The following is a 16,793-nucleotide window of genomic DNA, read 5'->3' as shown; positions in this document are numbered from 1 at the left end:
TTCCATGACCACGCCCTGCCCCGCAAACGCGGCATCACCGTGCATGACAATCGGCATGACACTGTCGCCCACTTCATCGTCGCGACGATCTTGACGGGCGCGCACCGACCCTTCCACCACTGGCGAAACAATTTCCAGATGAGACGGGTTAAACGCCAGCGCCAGATGCACTTCGCCACCACTGGTCATCACATTGGAGGAAAAGCCCTGGTGATACTTCACATCGGCCGAACCCTGGTAGCGAGCCTTGCCTTCAAACTCGTCAAACAGTTCACCGGGGTTTTTGCCCAGTATGTTGACCAGTACGTTAAGGCGACCACGGTGAGCCATGCCGATAACAATTTCCTTGTTACCGTAGGCACCACCACGCTGGATCATGGCATCCATCATCGGAATCAGGCTTTCACCGCCCTCTAGACCAAAGCGCTTGGTACCCGGAAACTTAGAACCCAAGGATTTTTCCAGACCCTCGGCCGCAGTCAGGCGTTCCAACAAATGGTGTTTAACGTCTGATCCGTACTCGGGACGCGAGCGTACACTTTCCATACGCTGCTGAATCCACTGACGCTCTTCAGTATTGACGATATGCATGAACTCCGCGCCCACGGTACCGCAGTACGTACGCTCCAGAGCCTCATGGATTTCGCCGAGCGTTGCCTGATCCTTACCGATAAACAGGCTGCCGGTCTGAAACACGGTGTCACGATCAGCGTCGCTGAGTTGGTGGTAATGAAGATCAAGGTCTGCGACCGGCGGTCGCTGCCAAAGATTCAGCGGGTCGAGTTTGGCCTTCTGATGGCCGCGCTGACGGTAGGCGCTGACAAGTTGAATAACACGAACCTGCTTGCGCTCGTGATCAGAGACGGGGCTGGCTGCCGCGGCTGAAGGACGAACTTTAACCTTCGCCAGATTGGCAAAATGTTCGCGTACCGGCGAATGCGGTATGTCACGAACGACCTGCTCGGTAACGCGCGGGAGTTTTTCAAAATAGTTTCGCCATACCTCTGGTACGGCATTTGGATCTGTCAGGAATGTTTCGTACATCTGTTCGACGTACTCGGCATTTCCACCCGAAATATGGGAACTGCTCCAAAGCAACTCCATCGAGCCTTTTTGCATGGATTTTCACCTGCTTCAAACGCGGTATCCGCTTTGAACCGCTTCGCGCAACGCCCACCGCTCTCCCCCGAATGCGGGTGGGGCTATCACGAGAACCGACTGAATTATACAGATAACCGCTGGGGTTATTCGGTTCCTCTTTTCTATTGTAGACGTACTGCGCTCGCTCAACTGAGGTCAGTCAAGACAGGCGTTCCGGCCCAAAGACAACAATGCCACTCTGGGCCGGAATTTCAAGTATTACAATAAAATACCTGACAAACTTAACTACTGACTCAGGTGGCGTTAGCCAGCAGCATATTGCGAATATGGCCAATTGCGCGGGTCGGGTTCAGACCTTTAGGGCACACATTCACACAGTTCTGGATACCGTGGCAACGGAAAACGCTGAACGGATCATCCAGGTTGGCCAATCGCTCCTTCTGGGCCGTATCGCGGCTATCAGCCAGGAAACGGTAGGCCTGCAGCAGACCAGCCGGGCCGATAAAGCGATCCGGGTTCCACCAGAACGACGGACACGATGTAGAACAGCACGCACAGAGAATACACTCGTACAAACCATCGAGCTTGGCGCGATCTTCGGGCGACTGCAATCGCTCGATGGCCGGCGCCGGGGTATCGTTGATCAGGTACGGCTTAACCTTCTCGTACTGCTTGTAGAACAGCGCCATGTCGACAACCAGGTCGCGGATAACCGGCAAACCGGGCAGCGGACGCAGAATCAGCTTGTTCCCGCCCTTCAGCGCCTCAGACAGTGGCATGATACAGGCCAGTCCATTCTTGCCATTAATGTTCATGCCATCAGAACCACACACACCTTCACGGCAGGAGCGGCGATAGCCAAGGCTTGGATCCTGCGCTTTCAGCAGCTCCAGCACATCCAGCACCATCAGATCTTTACCGCCGGTATCGACCTCAACGTCCTGCATGTACGGCTCTTGATCAACCTCAGGGTTGTAGCGGTACAGACTTACTTGCAACATTCTTTGATCTCCCCGACTTAGTAGGTACGTGTTTTCGGTTCAAACGCTTCGCGGGTTTTCGGCGCGAAGTTCACAGCGCGTTTACCCACACGTTTTTCACCGGGGAAGTACATGGAGTGACACAGCCAGTTCTCGTCGTCACGCTCTGTGTAGTCTTCACGGGCGTGCGCACCGCGGCTTTCCTTACGCGCTTCGGCGGCAACCGCCGTCGCTTCTGCCACTTCAAACAGGTTGTGCAGCTCAAGCGCCTCGATACGGGCCGTGTTGAAGGCCATGCTCTTATCTTCAAGGTGAGCATTGTTGATGCGCTCGCGCAGATCGGCCAGTTTCTTGATGCCTTCCTGCATGAATTTCTCGTTGCGGAATACGCCGAAGTGATTCTGCATGGTGTTCTGCAGCTCTTTGCGCAGCGCTGCAACACTCTCGCCACCAGATGTGTTATCCAGCGCATGGATACGGGCTGCCGCTGCCTGAATATCGGTATCGGTAGCATCGCGCATTTCAATGCCTTCGCGCAGCGACTTCTCGATATGCAGACCAGAGGCTCGACCAAACACCACCAGATCCAGCAGCGAGTTGCCGCCGAGACGGTTGGCGCCGTGAACAGATACACATGCCACTTCACCACAGGCGTACAGACCGGGAATAACCTGCTCTTCGCCATTGGCATCAAGCGTCAGGGCCTGGCCGTGAATATTCGTTGGAATACCACCCATCATGTAGTGACAGGTTGGAACCACTGGAATCGGCTCTTTGACCGGATCAGCGTGGGCGAAAGTACGGCTCAGCTCACAGATACCGGGCAGACGGCTTTCCAGAACCTCTTCACCCAGGTGATCAAGCTTCAGGAAGACGTGATCGCCTTCGGGGCCACAACCGCGACCGTCGAGAATCTCAAGAACCATCGAGCGGGCTACCACGTCACGGCCGGCCAAGTCCTTGGCGTTGGGCGCATAACGCTCCATGAAACGCTCGCCGTCCTTGTTAATCAGGTATCCACCTTCACCACGGCAACCTTCGGTAACCAGAACGCCCGCGCCGGCAATACCAGTCGGGTGGAACTGCCACATCTCGATGTCCTGCACCGGGAAGCCTGCGCGCAGCGCCATCCCGATACCGTCACCGGTGTTGATGTGAGCGTTGGTGGTAGAGGCGTAGATACGACCAGCACCGCCGGTAGCAAATACGGTGGCTTTCGATTTCACGTAAACCACTTCGCCGGTTTCAATACAGATGGCGATAACGCCGACAACGGCACCGTCCTGATTCTTGACGATATCGGTGGCGTACCACTCATTAAAGAACACGGTGTTGTTCTTCAGGTTGCCCTGATACAGGGTGTGCAACAGCGCGTGACCGGTACGGTCAGCTGCAGCACAGGTACGGGCAGCCTGACCGCCCTCACCAAAATTCTTGGACTGACCACCAAAAGGACGCTGGTAAATACGGCCTTCCTCAGTACGGGAAAATGGCAAGCCCATATGGTCCAGCTCAAATACAGCTTCAGGGCCCACGGAACACATGTATTCGATCGCGTCCTGGTCACCGATGTAATCGGAGCCCTTGACGGTGTCGTACATGTGCCATTCCCACTGGTCGTTCGGGTCGTTACTGGCGATCGCACAGGTGATACCACCCTGAGCTGAAACCGTGTGTGAACGGGTTGGGAATACCTTGGAAATTACCGCAGTCTTGTAGCCGGACTGGGCCAATTGCAGAGCAGCGCGCATACCGGCGCCGCCGCCACCGACGATCACGCCGTCGAAAGAAATTGTTCGAATCTTACTCATTGATCAGCTCCACAGAATCCGCAAACCCCAGACGAGGTAAGTAAACAGCACAACAGCACACAATGCCTGGAAAGCCAGACGAATGACGGTGCCTTTGGGCCCCATCAGGCGCTCGGTAAAGTAGTCAGTGGAGATTGACCACATACCGATCCAGCCGTGAGCTACCAGCGACAACAGCGCCGCCGTGGTCAGCACCTGTATAGCGATGCTGTCAAAAAAGGCTTTCCAGCCTTCGTAGGTTAGCTCGCCACCGAAGCCGAGCTTGCAGACCATAACCAGTGCGAACACCAGCAGAATAACGCCGCTGACCCGTTGTACCAGCCAGTCTGACAGGCCGCTACGGCCAAAACTTGTCACTGCCTTTACCATACCCACAACCCCGCAATAACGATCAGAACTGCTGATGTGACGAACACGATCTGCGCACCGCGCACACCGCCTTCCATGGATTCACCGATACCGGCATCCATCACCAGGTGCTTAACACCGGCTGCAGAGTGGTAAATGATGCCAGCCAGCGTACCCCACACTAAGAATTTGCCGATGAAGGAGTCTAAACACTCCTGGGCGGCGGCAAAGCCTTCAGGGCCGCTAAGGCTTTGACCCAAAAGGGCAAAGAGGATGGCTACGGCGAAGAATATAAATGCACCACTCGCACGGTGCAGGATGGACGCGATCGCGGTGACAGGCAGCGCTATCGTCCCAATATCAAGGTTTACGGGTCGTTTATCGTTCACGGTTATTCACACTTTTTCTGGCCCGGCTTGCGCGGGCGATTAAAAGGATGTGGAGCTACGTCTTTCCCATTGGTACGACCAAACGGCGATACCGGAGCACGGCAGAAACACTACAATAGACACTATATATAGTGTGAATACCGTGCATAGCGGAAACGCCGCGCATTATAGGGCCATCACAGGGCAATTACAAACCGCTTCGGAGGACGTTTCCGCGGTGCAAAAAAATGTTTTTTCAAGCGCTTAGCGAACTTTCGGCGCCAAAATATGGCAATTCAATGCTCACATTTGGCTATTCTGCCCCATTTCGGAGCAAGCCATCGTTTCGGCAGCCAAGACGACCAATTTTTAACCGGTTTCACCACCTCTAAACGCTAAAACGCCAAAGTATGCAACGTTGACAAAACAATTCGAGGCTCTATATTTGTCGCTCCGGATAATGGACGTTCACAAGACATATTATTTACAGGAGCTCGTCGTAATGAGTGACAAGAAAGCCAGTCTGGCGATAGATGGCAAAACCATCGACCTGAACGTGTACTCAGGTACTATCGGCCCAGACGTAATCGAAGTAAGTGCATTGACGGGCGAAGGTTACTTCACCTACGACCCCGGGTTCGTGTCTACCGCATCTTGCGAATCCAAAATCACTTACATCGATGGTGGCAAGGGTGTGCTGCTGCACCGCGGCTACCCCATCGAGCAGCTGGCAGAGAAATCTGATTTTCTGGAAACCTGCTACCTGCTGCTGTACGGAGAGCTTCCCTCCAAGCAGGAGAAAGAGCGATTCACCAACAATGTGCGCATGCACACCATGGTGAACGACCAGATGAGCACCTTCTTCAAGGGCTTTCGTCGCGACGCCCACCCGATGGCCATCATGTGCGGCGTTGTCGGCGCACTGTCTGCGTTCTACCACGATTCGCTCGACATCTCTGACGAAGAGCACCGTGAAATTTCTGCCATTCGCCTGATGGCGAAAATGCCCACTCTAGCGGCCATGACCTACAAATACACCATTGGTCAGCCGTTCATGTACCCGCGCAACGATCTCACCTATTCTGAGAACTTCCTGTACATGATGTTTGGCAACCCCTGTGAAGAGTACAAGGTGAACCCAATTCTGGCGAAAGCCATGGACACCATTTTCCTGCTCCACGCCGACCATGAACAGAACGCCTCTACGTCGACTGTTCGCCTGGCAGGTTCAACTGGCGCCAACCCCTTTGCCTGTATCTCTGCTGGCATCGCGGCCCTGTGGGGACCATCGCACGGTGGTGCCAACGAAGCCGTACTGGAAATGCTGAACGAGATCGGCGACGAGTCACGCGTTGATGAATGTGTTGCCCGCGCCAAAGACAAGAACGACCCGTTCCGCCTGATGGGCTTTGGGCACCGCGTTTATAAAAACTTCGACCCGCGTGCACGCGTGATGAAGAAAGTGGCCGACGAAGTTCTGGGCGAACTGGGTATAGACGATCCGCTGCTGAAAATTGCAACGCGTTTGGAAAAAATTGCGCTGGAAGATGACTACTTCATCGAGAAGAAGCTCTACCCCAACGTCGATTTTTACTCCGGCATTATCCTGAAGGCTCTGGGCATTCCGACCTCAATGTTCACTGTAATCTTCGCCCTGGGTCGTACTCCCGGCTGGATTGCTCACTGGAACGAAATGCACGGAGACAATTCGCGTATTGGCCGCCCACGCCAGCTTTATACTGGCCCAGCGCAGCGCGACTTTGTGGATCTCGAAAAGCGTTGATTGCAACATTAGCTTGAAAAAAAAGGCCGCTTAATGCGGCCTTTTTTTCGTCTGACGCAAAGGGAGGAAATCAACCGTGGGCGGCACTCATATCCGGCACAAACATCTCCATTGAGTCGGGGCAGGAGACACAGCCCTCATCCCAAAACGCTCTGGCCCGCTGAATTTTTCCAGCATCATTAATCTCAAAATGATCGGTCACCAACAAATCCAACCCCTTGTTTTCGGCCGGCACTCGCACCTGCATGGTAAAGCGCAAAATCCCCTCATTGCCACAAGCAATAATCTGATGCGGCACCGGGGTGAGTGATCTGCCCTCCTCCTTCGGGTACGCGAAATTCCAGAACTGCTCGATCCCCTCATGCCCGATAAACGCAGGCGTACCAACTGGATCTTCCCAACTGGCATCTTCGGCAAAAATGGAGAGCAACAGGGCTTTGTCACCCGTCGCCCAGGCCTGGACGTACTGATTGATGGTTTCTCTAACCTGATCAGGGGTCGTGGACATGTAGGAATCCTTTATTATTGACGGTAATCTCCGCCTGCAGGCCGAACGCTCTCTCAGCATAGGCCAGCCCCGCAGGCGCACGTGAACTATCTGATTCCATGCCAACGGACGTGGGCCGCGCCTAGCCCAAAACAGTGAGATCAGATCAACTAGATGCGATCAGTTCACTGCCCGCATTTTTTACCAGTACTTTCTTGCGGCCGCGCTCACGCTCGTACTTTTTGGCCGGAGTGTTCACCACGTCGAGCAACGCACCCGCCTGACGAGCTGCCTGCTGACGCTCTTCCGACACAGCCTGATACAGGGTTGTGCGCTGCTGCGGTTCGCGCTGCATAGCACGAATCAGCGCATCCATCTGCTGGGGCGATGTTTCCTGGCCATGGGTGGCACCGGCAGCACGGGTGATGGTTTCGTTCATTAGCGTACCACCCACGTCGTTCACGCCTGCATTGAGGCAGGCCTCGACACCGTTGTGCCCCAATTTCACCCACGACGCCTGAATATTACTAATCAAACCGTTAAACACCAGGCGAGCCACCGCGTGCATCAATACCGATTCACGGAAGGTAGGCCCTCTGCGCGCCTTGCCTTTCAGGTAGACCGGCGCTTCCGATGCCACAAAAGGCAGCGGCACAAACTCAGTGAAGCCCCCAGTGCGGGCCTGCAGAGACCGTACCCGCAGCAAATGGCGAGCCCAATGCTCCAGCCGGTCTACGTGCCCGAACATAATCGTAGCCGTGCTGCGCAAACCCACGTTGTGGGCCGCTTCCATCACCCCGAGCCACTGCTGGGTGTCAATCTTGTCGGGGCAAATGATCGCCCGCACCTCGTCGTCGAGAATTTCCGCGGCGGTGCCAGGAAGGGTGTTCAAACCCGCCTGCTTGAGCTGCTTCAGGAACGTTTCCACTTCCAGACCCAGCGTTGCGGCGCCCTGCCAGACTTCCAGTGGCGAAAACGCATGAATATGCATATCCGGCGTTGCAGCGCGCACCGTGGCGAGGATATCGAGGTAAGTTTGGCCCGTGTATTCCGGATGAATCCCGCCCTGCATGCACACTTCAGTAGCGCCGCGATCCCACGCTTCACTACAGCGTCGCGCAATCTCTTCCGCACTGAGGTCGTAGGGTTTGCCGCGCAGATTTTCGCTCAGCTTGCCCTTTGAAAATGCGCAAAACTGACATTTGAAATAACAGATATTGGTGTAATTAATATTGCGGTTCACTACATAACTGACGCGCTCACCGCAGACTGCCTGACGGATTGAGTCAGCTGCGCGAATAACCGCAGAAAAGTCTGGTCCGCGACTTTGAAACAGGCGCACCACGTCGCCCTCAGGCAGCGCCTCACCCGCCATAGCACGCGCCAAAATATCCTTAATTTCAGGCGAAACCCGCGCTTCGGCAACATCCGCGCCAAGCCACCGTAGATCTTCCGCCGGCAGTTCTGTGTGCTGCCCGGTAAGCCAACTATCGACTCTGGGAAAGCCCTCTGCATCGGTGATTGATAGCACGTGCTCGTGCAGCTCCGGTGCCAGCCAATCTGCAAATCGAGTAACGTAGGACGGGTAAATCGTTAGCCGTTCCTGCAGATATTTTCCGGCGACGGCAGTTTCACGTGAAAGCTCGTCCAGGTGCGGCCAGGGAGCCTCTGGGTTGACAAAATCAGGTGTCAATGGCGATACGCCACCCCAGTCGTTAATGCCCGCACCAACAATCTTCTCCAGCACGCCAGGACTGAGATTCGGCGGCGCCTGGATACTCATGTTAGATCCAAAAATCAATCGACATACGGCAATAGTCCAGAGCAATTCCTGCAAATCCGGCTCGGGGGCCTGCGCCATTTTCGTATCGGGTTTGGCGCGAAAATTCTGTACGATGATTTCCTGCAAGTGGCCATGCTGCTCATGTACATCGCGCAAGGCCAACAGCGATTCGATGCGCTCGCGACGGGTTTCACCGATTCCGATCAGAATGCCGGAGGTAAACGGCACCCTGGCTTCCCCCGCCAGACGCAAGGTTTCCAGCCGTATGGCCGGGTCTTTGTCTGGCGAACCGTAGTGCGGCATGCCTTTTTCGGCAAGCCGTTCTGACGCCGATTCCAGCATGATCCCCATGGATGCAGACACCGGCCGTAGCATGGCAATTTCTTCGGCAGTCATGCAGCCGGCATTGATGTGGGGTAGCAAACTGGTTTCGTCAAGAATCCGCTTCGCTACATGGGCCACGTATTCGAGTGTAGTGGCAAAGCCCATGTCAGCCAGCGCCTCGCGGGCAGCCTTGTAACGAAGTTCAGGTTTTTCCCCCAGGGTCAACAAGGCTTCCTTGCACCCCATCTTCTCGGCTTCTCGCACGGAGTCCAGCACCTGATCTACGCTCAGGTACGGCGAATCAATGCGTTTGGGTGTTTTGGCGAAGGTGCAGTAGTGGCAAACGTCGCGACAAAGGTGGGTTAACGGGAGAAATACTTTGCGCGAGTAAGTCACCACATTACGAAAACCGGCGTCGCGAAGATTACCGGCCAGCGCCAGCAGCTCATCATCGTGCTCACTGGAAAGTTCTGCCAACGACAGTGCCTCGGCATGGCTCAGTCTTGTTTGGTGCCGAACCTTGTCCGCTAGGGTTTGCCAATCTGCCATTAGTTATGTACCGCGTTCATTTTGATAAAAGCGCTATTTGTTTCGCGTGTCATCAACGCCTTGATCCGCAGATCGAGTTTGTTTTCGCGCAGATATTGCAGGGTTTTTGGGCCACGCCTGCCCCAATCCCGATTCAGCAGTTCCAGCAGGTCGTCACCGTCATCTACATCGCGACTCAAACCCTGAAGCTCCAGAATTTCGACCACCAGCCCGTTATCCTGAGCCTGCTGCCGATGATGGTGGCAGGACTCCGGCCCATACTCATAGGCCAATGCGCCCGGCGGACTGCAGACCACAACATTCGAGCCATCGCAGTGCCGATCAGTGACCAATGTTAGCTTGTTCGGGTTTACGATCTGACGATGCACCGCCAGCACTTCTTCCCACTCTTCTTGCGTGGCCAGTGGTAGGTCACCGTGGACCACCATCGCCGCATCCACCTGCCCGACCACGGAGTTCACTGCTGCATTGATCACAGGGTTCAGGCCTGTTGCACCAAGGGCTTTTTCGCTCCAGCAATCGATGCCGTAGTGTTCCGCGAGCAGAGTCGCTGCCGGATCGTCGGAGAGCAGGATAATACGCTCCAATGAGCTCACCTGAGTAAGCACATCGAGCACATCTTCGACCATTGCCTGAAACAGGCAACGGCGCTCAGACGGGCTGAGAAAGCCAGACAATCTCTGCTTGGCCTTAACAAAATCTTTTAACGGAATAAAAACCCACATGGCAAGCCACACTAATTGAGGTCTAGAGCAAAGTCGAGCACATCGCGCGCCAACTGCCTTTTACTGGTCAGGCTGGTCATCATGGTTGATACCACCCGCGTTTCAACTGCCATCGACGGTGCCAGAGATCGATCTACAAGATCAATAACAAATCCGCTCAACAGGGTGTCATACCATTGCGCAACAGCAGTGGCTGTCGACGGCATAGCCAACTCTTCCATCATTTTTGCAGCTGGACCTTTGACCGCCATTCCCCCAACGATGGGCGACACCGCGATAACCGGTGCCTTCGCTGCGGCAACCGCGCGTCGCACACCCGGCAATTGCAGAATGGGATCAACGGACACAAAGGGGTTGGATGGACAGATAACAATTGCCGCAAGTTCGGGTGACTCGAGCCACGCCATCATTTCAGCCGAGGGAGAGGCCTGCTCTATACCGCTAAAGCGAAACCCCTTCACCTTTGGCGCACACTGCTCGCGTACAAAATATTCCTGGAACGCCAGCTCACCGCGCTCCGTTGTCACCATGGTGCGCACGCGATCATCCGTCATCGGCACCAACCGGTGGGCGATACCGAGTGACTGGCACAACGTCGACGTCACGCTCGTAAGGCTTTGCCCTTCAGCAAGCAACGCACTGCGCCTGAGGTGGGTCGCGAGGTCGCGATCACCCAAGCGAAACCAGTCTGGCCCGCCCAGTTCACCGAGCGCTTCCATAGCTTGCCAGGTTTCACCGGCCAAGCCCCAGCCCCGCTCCGTGTCGTTACGGTCAGCCAGGGCGTACATAACCGAATCAAGGTCGGGAGAAATGGTCAGCCCCAGGTGCTCAAAATCGTCGCCCGTATTGGCCACAATCAACAGCTGCTCCGGCGCCAGACAATCGATCAGACCGCGTGCCATTTTGGCGCCGCCGACACCGCCGGTTAGCGCGAGAACTTTTCCAGGGATAGAGTGCTTACCGCTAATTACTGTCATGATGGCGCTATCGAAAAAGGTCTTCAGATTTCGGACGAATCAAGGTTTCACAGCCCGCTGCAGAGGGTCTCAGGGTTGCGCCGCGAACCAGCACGACCGGTGCACCTTCATCCGCCTGCCCCATCAGAAACGATGCCGCAGCCGCCAACTCGTCCGCTACCGCTATCTGGGTTACCTCAAGCGATCTGCCGAACAGGTCGGCATCACCAATCCGATTGACCAGCGCTTCAAATCCGGCGCTGCCTAAGGCAAAACCGCAAGTACCATTGCGCCAGGCGCGACCGGCACTGTCATTAATCAGCACATACACATCAACGCCCAGTCGCTGACTGATCGCTTCGCGCAATCGGCGCGCAGATGCGTTGGAGTCCAGCGGTAGTAGCAATACCCGGGGGTTATCCGGTTCAGAGGCAATATTAGACGCATCAATACCCGCATTGGCATGCACATAGCCTTCGCGATGCTCAACGATAATGGCGCCCTTGCGCTGCCGCACAACCTCTTTAGATTCCTGCAGGATAAGCTCTACCTGGCGCGGGTCTTTATCGGTCTCGGCGGCAAGTTGAACCGCCGCGTTCCCCGGTGTTACCTCGTTAAGGTAGGCATAGCGATCTTCAGATTTCGAGACAATCTTTTGCGCCAGCGCCAGTACGTCACCGTCGCGCAGTTTGAGTCCCGCACGCTCGCAGCAGGCGATAATCAGATCCGCCAGATCATCCCCTGGCTCTACCAGGGGAAAGTCCGGAAGCACCGTCAGTGAAAGATCCGGATTCACTCCGGCAAACCAGTCAATTTAATACCGGCATGACATTTATACTGCTTATTAACGAAGATCAGTACCGATGTCATAGCCTCGACGGCTGCCGCATTAGCAATACTCCCGGCGTGGAAACCGCGCATCCCGGCCGCCTCAACCAGTTCAATAACTTGGGCGCGGGCATCTTTCTTATCACCGCAAACCAGCACGTCGCAATCCAGCCCCTGGCCTTCTTGCAGGTGGTGCGCCGCAACATTCTGGAAGGCAGATACCACATGAGTGTCTTCGCCCAGCAATTCCTGCGCGATCTGTCCGGCCGAGCCCTGCTCCGGCAACTGGACACGAGCGACTTTGGGCGGCACCAGCGGTACCGTTACATCGATCAGGATTTTGTCCTTCAGCGCGGGTTTAACCAACGACAGCGTGCTCGTATGGTGTGCGAAGGGAACGGTCATCGCCACGATATTGGCAGCTTCCGCGGCCGCGAGGTTTTCCATGGCTTCGACGGTGATACCAGAGACTCCACGCTCCGCCATAACCTGCTGCAGATCAGCAACGGCAGCTTCCGCCTTTTCCTGAGTGCGCGAGCCGATAATTACCCGATAGCCCGCCTCTGCCCAGCGCCGCGCCAGACCAGTGCCTAGATCACCTGTGCCACCCAGAATGGCCAAAACCGGTTTTGAATCTGTCATTCGATCGCTTCCTGTAAGTTACTGCTGTTATTCGGACGGCAAAAAGCCGCGTTGCATTCTCTCAAAAGCCAACAGTGCCATCCACTACCTATTGTGACGAGAAATTTAACGAAAGCTGCCAATTGACCGCTATAGCCAGCCAATATGCCCCGTTTGGACGATACAATCTTCGCAGGCTATCGCTAGGCTTGCGAGGTTTTTGGAAGCCCTGCACTGGGAGGCACCCAGGCGCTGCATACTCCCACCGATATTCAAGCGGGCTTTCTCTTATACTATCAGCGGCTACCGCATCACTACCCAAGAGGATTACATGGAAAATCGACTCGACTTCAGCGGCAAGGTTGTCATCGTTACTGGCGGCGGTAAAGGCGTAGGCAAGGGGATTACCGAACGCTTCTTGAGCTGCGGTGCGCACGTAGTGATCTGCGGCCGCTCAGAGCCTGAAGCCCTGCCCCAAGCCGATGGCCGCAGCGCCCAGTTTCTTCCCTGCGATGTAAAAGATTTCGAGCAGATTCAGAGTTTTGTCAATCGCGTTGCGGACGAACACGGCCGCATTGACGTACTCGTCAACAATGCCGGCGGCGCACCTTACGCCGATGCAGCAACCGTTTCCCCGCGCTTTTCAGAATCCATCATTCGCCTTAACCTGCTGGCGCCGCTGAATTTCGGACAGTGCGTTAACGCGGTAATGCAACAACAGGAAGGCGGCGGCTCTATCATCAATATCGCCAGTGTTTCGGCAATTCGCCCCTCGCCCGGAACCGCCGCCTACGGTGCCGCCAAAGCCGGCCTCGTTAATCTGTGTACCTCTCTGGCAGTGGAATGGGCGCCGAAAGTGCGCATTAACGCCATTATCGGCGGCCTGATCCGTACCGAACAGTCGCATCTGCATTACGGAGACGAAGCGGGCATTGCGGCTGTAGGCTCAACCATTCCGCTGGGACGCATGGCGCTACCTGAGGATATCGGCGACGCCTGCCTGTTCCTGGCGAGTGACCTTTCATCCTATATCAGTGGTACAACCGTGACCTTGCACGGCGGCGGCGAAAAACCCGCCTTCCTGGACGCCGCCAACGCCACCGACAAATAAAAAAACCGGGGTCGGATCGAGATAAATACTCGATCCGACCCCGGTTTTTTGTATGGCTTAGTCTTCCAGCTTGAAGACTCGGCGAGCGTTGTCACCAAGGAACTTGGGCCACACCTCATCTTTGAACGGAACGCTGGGCATATCCTTAAAGATACGGTCTAGCGACAGGCCCATGGGGAAGTAGCCTGCATACATGATTTTGTCCGCGCCGCGCTTGTTGGCGAAGTTGACGATTTCTTCCGGGTAATGCTTGGGTGCAAAGGCGCTGGTCATGTAGTACAGATTGGGGTATTTGAGCATGAGTTTCCAGGCCAGCTTCTCCCAGGGCTCAGCGCCGTGACGCATGACAACTTTCAGCTCGGGGAAGAACCAGCAAATCTCGTCCAGTAATTCCACCTTCTGCGGCGCCATCGGGAGTCGCGGTCCCGGCACGCCGATACAGGGACAGAATGGCAGATCCAGTTCAACCAATTTGGCATAGATGGGGTACCACTTGTTCTCATTGTATGGAACTTGCGGACACAGACCAGAAGCAAATGCAGTAACGGCTTTGATACCAAACTCTTTGTGCAAACGTTCAATCTTGCGCACTTCTTCCATGCCGTTGTTGGGGTTGGCTTCATAAGAGCAGAAGAAACGGTCAGGAAAGCGCTCTAGCGCTTCTTTCGCCACAACATTGTGGTCGTCGATACCCAGCATAGCGCGCTGAATGCCGTGCTTGTCCATTTGCTCAACGGTGTAGGCAATATAATCATCCTTGCCGTCGATCTGAGGAACATCTTTGAACATGTACTGTGCCGGAAACTTGAACATTTCACGGCTTTCTTTGTCCATGAGCAGTGGCTTCATGAATTCGTACCACTGGCTATTATCTTCACCGGGCACATTGAGCATCAGGTCGACGATCGGGAAATCGGTGGGCATGGGCATAGGTTGCGTCCTCGTTATTGGTTTTCAGCGCACAAGTGCGCGAAGAATGCCCGTATTCTTGCGCAACGGAGCATTCTCTCTCAATAGCAAACTACGTCAGATATACCCGCAAATCCGGTCAGTTGCGGCAGACTGGAGGCTCAGTTGGTGACGCCGGTTTCGACAATGGTGCGATTACGCCCCTGATTCTTGGCACGATAAAGTGCCATATCCGCAAGAATCATCAGATTGTCCAACTCTTTCTGATCGGTGAGTCCGACCACTCCCACACTAACGGTCACTTGGTGTGTGGTGCCATCATCATTTGTAAGCAGTTGCTGCTTGGCAAGCGTAGTGCGTAACCGCTCAAAAATATTGTAGGCGTGCATGGCTTGTGAGTTTGGCAAGCACACAGCAAATTCTTCGCCACCAATGCGACCCACAATATCGTGTAGGCGCAAACAGCTTTTGAGCAGCTTGCCAAAGGCGCTTAAAACCTCATCGCCGGCGGCGTGGCCGAAGGTGTCATTAATTATCTTAAAGTGGTCAATATCCAGTATCGCAATGGCCAGCGGCTCACCGGACGATTTCGAAATTTCAAATTCGGCATTGGCCCGCTCAAAAAACGCACGACGATTGAGCAACCCGGTCATTTCATCGCGATAGGCCAGATCTCTCAGTTTTTCAACATCACGATTAAGTTGGCGGGTATCTTTCTGAGTGCGCAGCACGTTATTGATACGGGCAACGAGCGCGGTAAAACTGAAAGGTTTGGTTACGTAATCATTGGCGCCTGATTCAAGGCAACGCGCCAGATTGCTGTCTTCGGTGTTAGCCGTGAGAATAATCACTGGCAAATCGCCGTGCTCGTCACTGAGCCGAATTTGTTGTAACACCTGATGGCCGTCCATCTCAGGCATACCAATATCGAGCAGCACCAGCTCCGGTGACTCGCGATCAATCAACTCCAGCCCCTTGCGACCGCTTTCTGCAGTCACAACGGCAAAACCTTCATCCTCAAGACCATTTTTGAGAATATCCAGGTTGTACGGCGTGTCATCTATGGCCAGTATTTTTGTCATAAACCCTTAGGGGCAATCGCAATTTCCAACTATTCTAACAACAAAGCCGGGGCTGTGCTCGTATAACACATGGACTAATACGGCACATCCAGTTTGCTGTGATCCCAACTGACGACGCGCTCCGCTTTGACCCGGATAGCGGTTTTCTTGTGCACCATGCTACGTGTAGCCTCGACCAACAACTCCTGAGGGTAGTCTCTGGTGTTATTGCGCAACAATACCGCCATGTGCAATCGGTGCACCTCATCAGGGTCGCGAATCAACTCAGCTCGACCATAGATCACCACCGCCTTGAGTTCTTCATACTCGGTACCGCATTCAAATAACACGGTAATTCGATTATCCCGTTCGAGGTTTTTTATTTTCTGGGACTTGGTGAACGTTTCCAACACGACGTCCCCCTCATCCATGGCAAACCAGAGGGTTGTCAGGTGTGGCCAACCATCTTTGCCGTTAGTTGATACTTGGGCATTTTTCTGGGAAGCAACAAACGTCCAGATTTCCTGATCGCCCATTCTTATCAAATCTCGGCGCTTCATCCGCTCATCTCCGCACGCAGCTCTTGCTGGATATGGGCTGCCAACGCTGCCAGCTCTGCCTGCTCTCCCATCTTACGGCCGTGAATCGCTAGCGGTTCACCGGCAGTCTGCGGGATCAAATGCTGGTGATAATGAAAGACGGTCTGTCCAGCCGCCTCCCGGTTCAACTGGTGTACACCGAGACCATCAGCCCCGGTAATACGCTCCAAAACCCGGGCCAAAGGCACCGATAAACGTCCAACAGCGGCGATATCATCCGAATCAGCGGTAAAAATATCGTCACTATGTCGCTTCGGGATAATCAGAGTATGGCCTCGATGAGCCGGAAACAGGTCGAGAAAAGCAATAAGTTGCTTGTCAGTGTAGACAATATGCGCCGGCGCATTGCCGGCTGCAATCTGGCAGAAGATACACTCACTCGCCACTCACACCTCCAGCGGTGCAGGATCTTTGTGATGGTCACGCCCGGCGCGGGTTGCAACCTCGGC

At 54.8% G+C, this 16,793-nt stretch carries 16 protein-coding genes and 1 pseudogene; 2 read left to right on the top strand and 15 right to left on the bottom strand.

All coding sequences use genetic code 11. The features are described from left to right. The 5 genes and pseudogenes from ABYP39_RS10970 to sdhC form a co-directional block, all read right to left on the bottom strand. Positions 1–1,119: pseudogene (locus ABYP39_RS10970) on the bottom strand (2-oxoglutarate dehydrogenase E1 component); the annotation flags it as partial. Between the two features lie 275 nt (positions 1,120–1,394). Beyond that, complete coding sequence (locus tag ABYP39_RS10965; protein WP_372747884.1) at positions 1,395–2,102, bottom strand: succinate dehydrogenase iron-sulfur subunit; 708 nt, start codon at positions 2,100–2,102, stop codon at positions 1,395–1,397. Between the two features lie 17 nt (positions 2,103–2,119). Beyond that, positions 2,120–3,892, bottom strand: coding sequence for a succinate dehydrogenase flavoprotein subunit (sdhA, locus tag ABYP39_RS10960; RefSeq protein ID WP_372758201.1), 1,773 nt, complete (start codon positions 3,890–3,892; stop codon positions 2,120–2,122). Between the two features lie 3 nt (positions 3,893–3,895). Then, positions 3,896–4,261 carry a succinate dehydrogenase, hydrophobic membrane anchor protein gene (sdhD, locus tag ABYP39_RS10955; RefSeq protein WP_372747647.1) on the bottom strand — a complete coding sequence of 122 codons (366 nt, stop codon included), beginning with the start codon at positions 4,259–4,261 and terminating at the stop codon, positions 3,896–3,898. Continuing rightward, positions 4,255–4,629: a succinate dehydrogenase, cytochrome b556 subunit gene (gene sdhC / locus ABYP39_RS10950; RefSeq protein ID WP_372747648.1), complete on the bottom strand. Its 375-nt coding sequence runs from the start codon at positions 4,627–4,629 to the stop codon at positions 4,255–4,257. The genes sdhD and sdhC overlap by 7 nt, the downstream gene beginning before the upstream one ends. 481 nt (positions 4,630–5,110) lie before the next feature. On the opposite strand from sdhC, the gene ABYP39_RS10945 reads away from it, so the two are divergent. Next, the gene (locus ABYP39_RS10945) at positions 5,111–6,391 is read left to right on the top strand and encodes a citrate synthase (RefSeq protein WP_372747649.1); all 1,281 of its coding nucleotides are present in this window, start codon (positions 5,111–5,113) and stop codon (positions 6,389–6,391) included. 70 nt (positions 6,392–6,461) lie between these two features. On the opposite strand, the gene ABYP39_RS10940 is transcribed toward ABYP39_RS10945, so the two are convergent. The 6 genes from ABYP39_RS10940 to npdG form a co-directional block, all read right to left on the bottom strand. After that, positions 6,462–6,899: a nuclear transport factor 2 family protein gene (locus tag ABYP39_RS10940; RefSeq protein ID WP_372782518.1), complete on the bottom strand. Its 438-nt coding sequence runs from the start codon at positions 6,897–6,899 to the stop codon at positions 6,462–6,464. 145 nt (positions 6,900–7,044) lie between these two features. Further along, the gene (cofH, locus tag ABYP39_RS10935; RefSeq protein WP_372782516.1) at positions 7,045–9,534 is read right to left on the bottom strand and encodes a 5-amino-6-(D-ribitylamino)uracil--L-tyrosine 4-hydroxyphenyl transferase CofH; all 2,490 of its coding nucleotides are present in this window, start codon (positions 9,532–9,534) and stop codon (positions 7,045–7,047) included. Next, positions 9,534–10,259, bottom strand: a complete 726-nt coding sequence (gene cofC / locus ABYP39_RS10930) for a 2-phospho-L-lactate guanylyltransferase (protein ID WP_372782514.1) — start codon at positions 10,257–10,259, stop codon at positions 9,534–9,536. The genes cofH and cofC overlap by 1 nt, the downstream gene beginning before the upstream one ends. A gap of 11 nt (positions 10,260–10,270) precedes the next feature. Then, positions 10,271–11,236, bottom strand: coding sequence for a 2-phospho-L-lactate transferase (gene cofD / locus ABYP39_RS10925; RefSeq protein ID WP_372747653.1), 966 nt, complete (start codon positions 11,234–11,236; stop codon positions 10,271–10,273). A gap of 7 nt (positions 11,237–11,243) precedes the next feature. Then, entirely contained in the window at positions 11,244–12,011 is a 768-nt protein-coding gene (gene cofE, locus ABYP39_RS10920) for a coenzyme F420-0:L-glutamate ligase (RefSeq protein WP_372747654.1), read from the bottom strand. Further along, the gene (npdG, locus tag ABYP39_RS10915) at positions 12,008–12,685 is read right to left on the bottom strand and encodes an NADPH-dependent F420 reductase (protein WP_372747655.1); all 678 of its coding nucleotides are present in this window, start codon (positions 12,683–12,685) and stop codon (positions 12,008–12,010) included. Before npdG ends, cofE begins: the two co-directional genes overlap by 4 nt. 310 nt (positions 12,686–12,995) lie before the next feature. Here npdG and ABYP39_RS10910 point away from each other — a divergent pair, with 310 nt between their 5' ends. Beyond that, on the top strand, positions 12,996–13,775 hold the full coding sequence (locus tag ABYP39_RS10910; protein ID WP_372747656.1) for an SDR family oxidoreductase: 780 nt from the start codon (positions 12,996–12,998) through the stop codon (positions 13,773–13,775). Positions 13,776–13,832: 57 nt separating this feature from the next. On the opposite strand, the gene ABYP39_RS10905 is transcribed toward ABYP39_RS10910, so the two are convergent. From ABYP39_RS10905 to ABYP39_RS10890, 4 genes are all read right to left on the bottom strand, one after another. Then, the gene (locus ABYP39_RS10905; protein ID WP_372747657.1) at positions 13,833–14,705 is read right to left on the bottom strand and encodes an amidohydrolase family protein; all 873 of its coding nucleotides are present in this window, start codon (positions 14,703–14,705) and stop codon (positions 13,833–13,835) included. A 140-nt stretch (positions 14,706–14,845) separates the two neighbouring features. Beyond that, a complete protein-coding gene (locus tag ABYP39_RS10900) occupies positions 14,846–15,766 on the bottom strand; it encodes a diguanylate cyclase (RefSeq protein ID WP_372747658.1) in 921 nt (306 codons plus the stop codon). A gap of 74 nt (positions 15,767–15,840) precedes the next feature. After that, on the bottom strand, positions 15,841–16,305 hold the full coding sequence (locus tag ABYP39_RS10895) for a pyridoxamine 5'-phosphate oxidase family protein (RefSeq protein WP_372747659.1): 465 nt from the start codon (positions 16,303–16,305) through the stop codon (positions 15,841–15,843). Beyond that, positions 16,302–16,730 carry an HIT family protein gene (locus tag ABYP39_RS10890; protein ID WP_372782512.1) on the bottom strand — a complete coding sequence of 143 codons (429 nt, stop codon included), beginning with the start codon at positions 16,728–16,730 and terminating at the stop codon, positions 16,302–16,304. Before ABYP39_RS10890 ends, ABYP39_RS10895 begins: the two co-directional genes overlap by 4 nt. Positions 16,731–16,793: the final 63 nt, after the last annotated feature.

The organism is Litorivivens sp., assembly GCF_041625495.1.
Taxonomy (GTDB): domain Bacteria; phylum Pseudomonadota; class Gammaproteobacteria; order Pseudomonadales; family Spongiibacteraceae; genus Litorivivens.
The sequence above is the reverse complement of the archived record's forward strand: the minus strand, read 5'-3'. Positions and strand labels throughout refer to the sequence as shown.

Bases quoted from the DNA above. Each gene is read 5' to 3' on its own strand.
- cofD (WP_372747653.1), bottom strand. From the start codon at position 11,236: ATGACAGTAATTAGCGGTAAGCACTCTATCCCTGGAAAAGTTCTCGCG.
- sdhD (WP_372747647.1), bottom strand. From the start codon at position 4,261: ATGGTAAAGGCAGTGACAAGTTTTGGCCGTAGCGGCCTGTCAGACTGG.
- npdG (WP_372747655.1), bottom strand. From the start codon at position 12,685: ATGACAGATTCAAAACCGGTTTTGGCCATTCTGGGTGGCACAGGTGAT.
- cofC (WP_372782514.1), bottom strand. From the start codon at position 10,259: ATGTGGGTTTTTATTCCGTTAAAAGATTTTGTTAAGGCCAAGCAGAGA.
- cofH (WP_372782516.1), bottom strand. From the start codon at position 9,534: ATGGCAGATTGGCAAACCCTAGCGGACAAGGTTCGGCACCAAACAAGA.
- ABYP39_RS10900 (WP_372747658.1), bottom strand. From the start codon at position 15,766: ATGACAAAAATACTGGCCATAGATGACACGCCGTACAACCTGGATATT.
- ABYP39_RS10965 (WP_372747884.1), bottom strand. From the start codon at position 2,102: ATGTTGCAAGTAAGTCTGTACCGCTACAACCCTGAGGTTGATCAAGAG.
- ABYP39_RS10945 (WP_372747649.1), top strand. From the start codon at position 5,111: ATGAGTGACAAGAAAGCCAGTCTGGCGATAGATGGCAAAACCATCGAC.
- ABYP39_RS10910 (WP_372747656.1), top strand. From the start codon at position 12,996: ATGGAAAATCGACTCGACTTCAGCGGCAAGGTTGTCATCGTTACTGGC.
- ABYP39_RS10940 (WP_372782518.1), bottom strand. From the start codon at position 6,899: ATGTCCACGACCCCTGATCAGGTTAGAGAAACCATCAATCAGTACGTC.
- ABYP39_RS10905 (WP_372747657.1), bottom strand. From the start codon at position 14,705: ATGCCCATGCCCACCGATTTCCCGATCGTCGACCTGATGCTCAATGTG.
- ABYP39_RS10895 (WP_372747659.1), bottom strand. From the start codon at position 16,305: ATGAAGCGCCGAGATTTGATAAGAATGGGCGATCAGGAAATCTGGACG.
- sdhA (WP_372758201.1), bottom strand. From the start codon at position 3,892: ATGAGTAAGATTCGAACAATTTCTTTCGACGGCGTGATCGTCGGTGGC.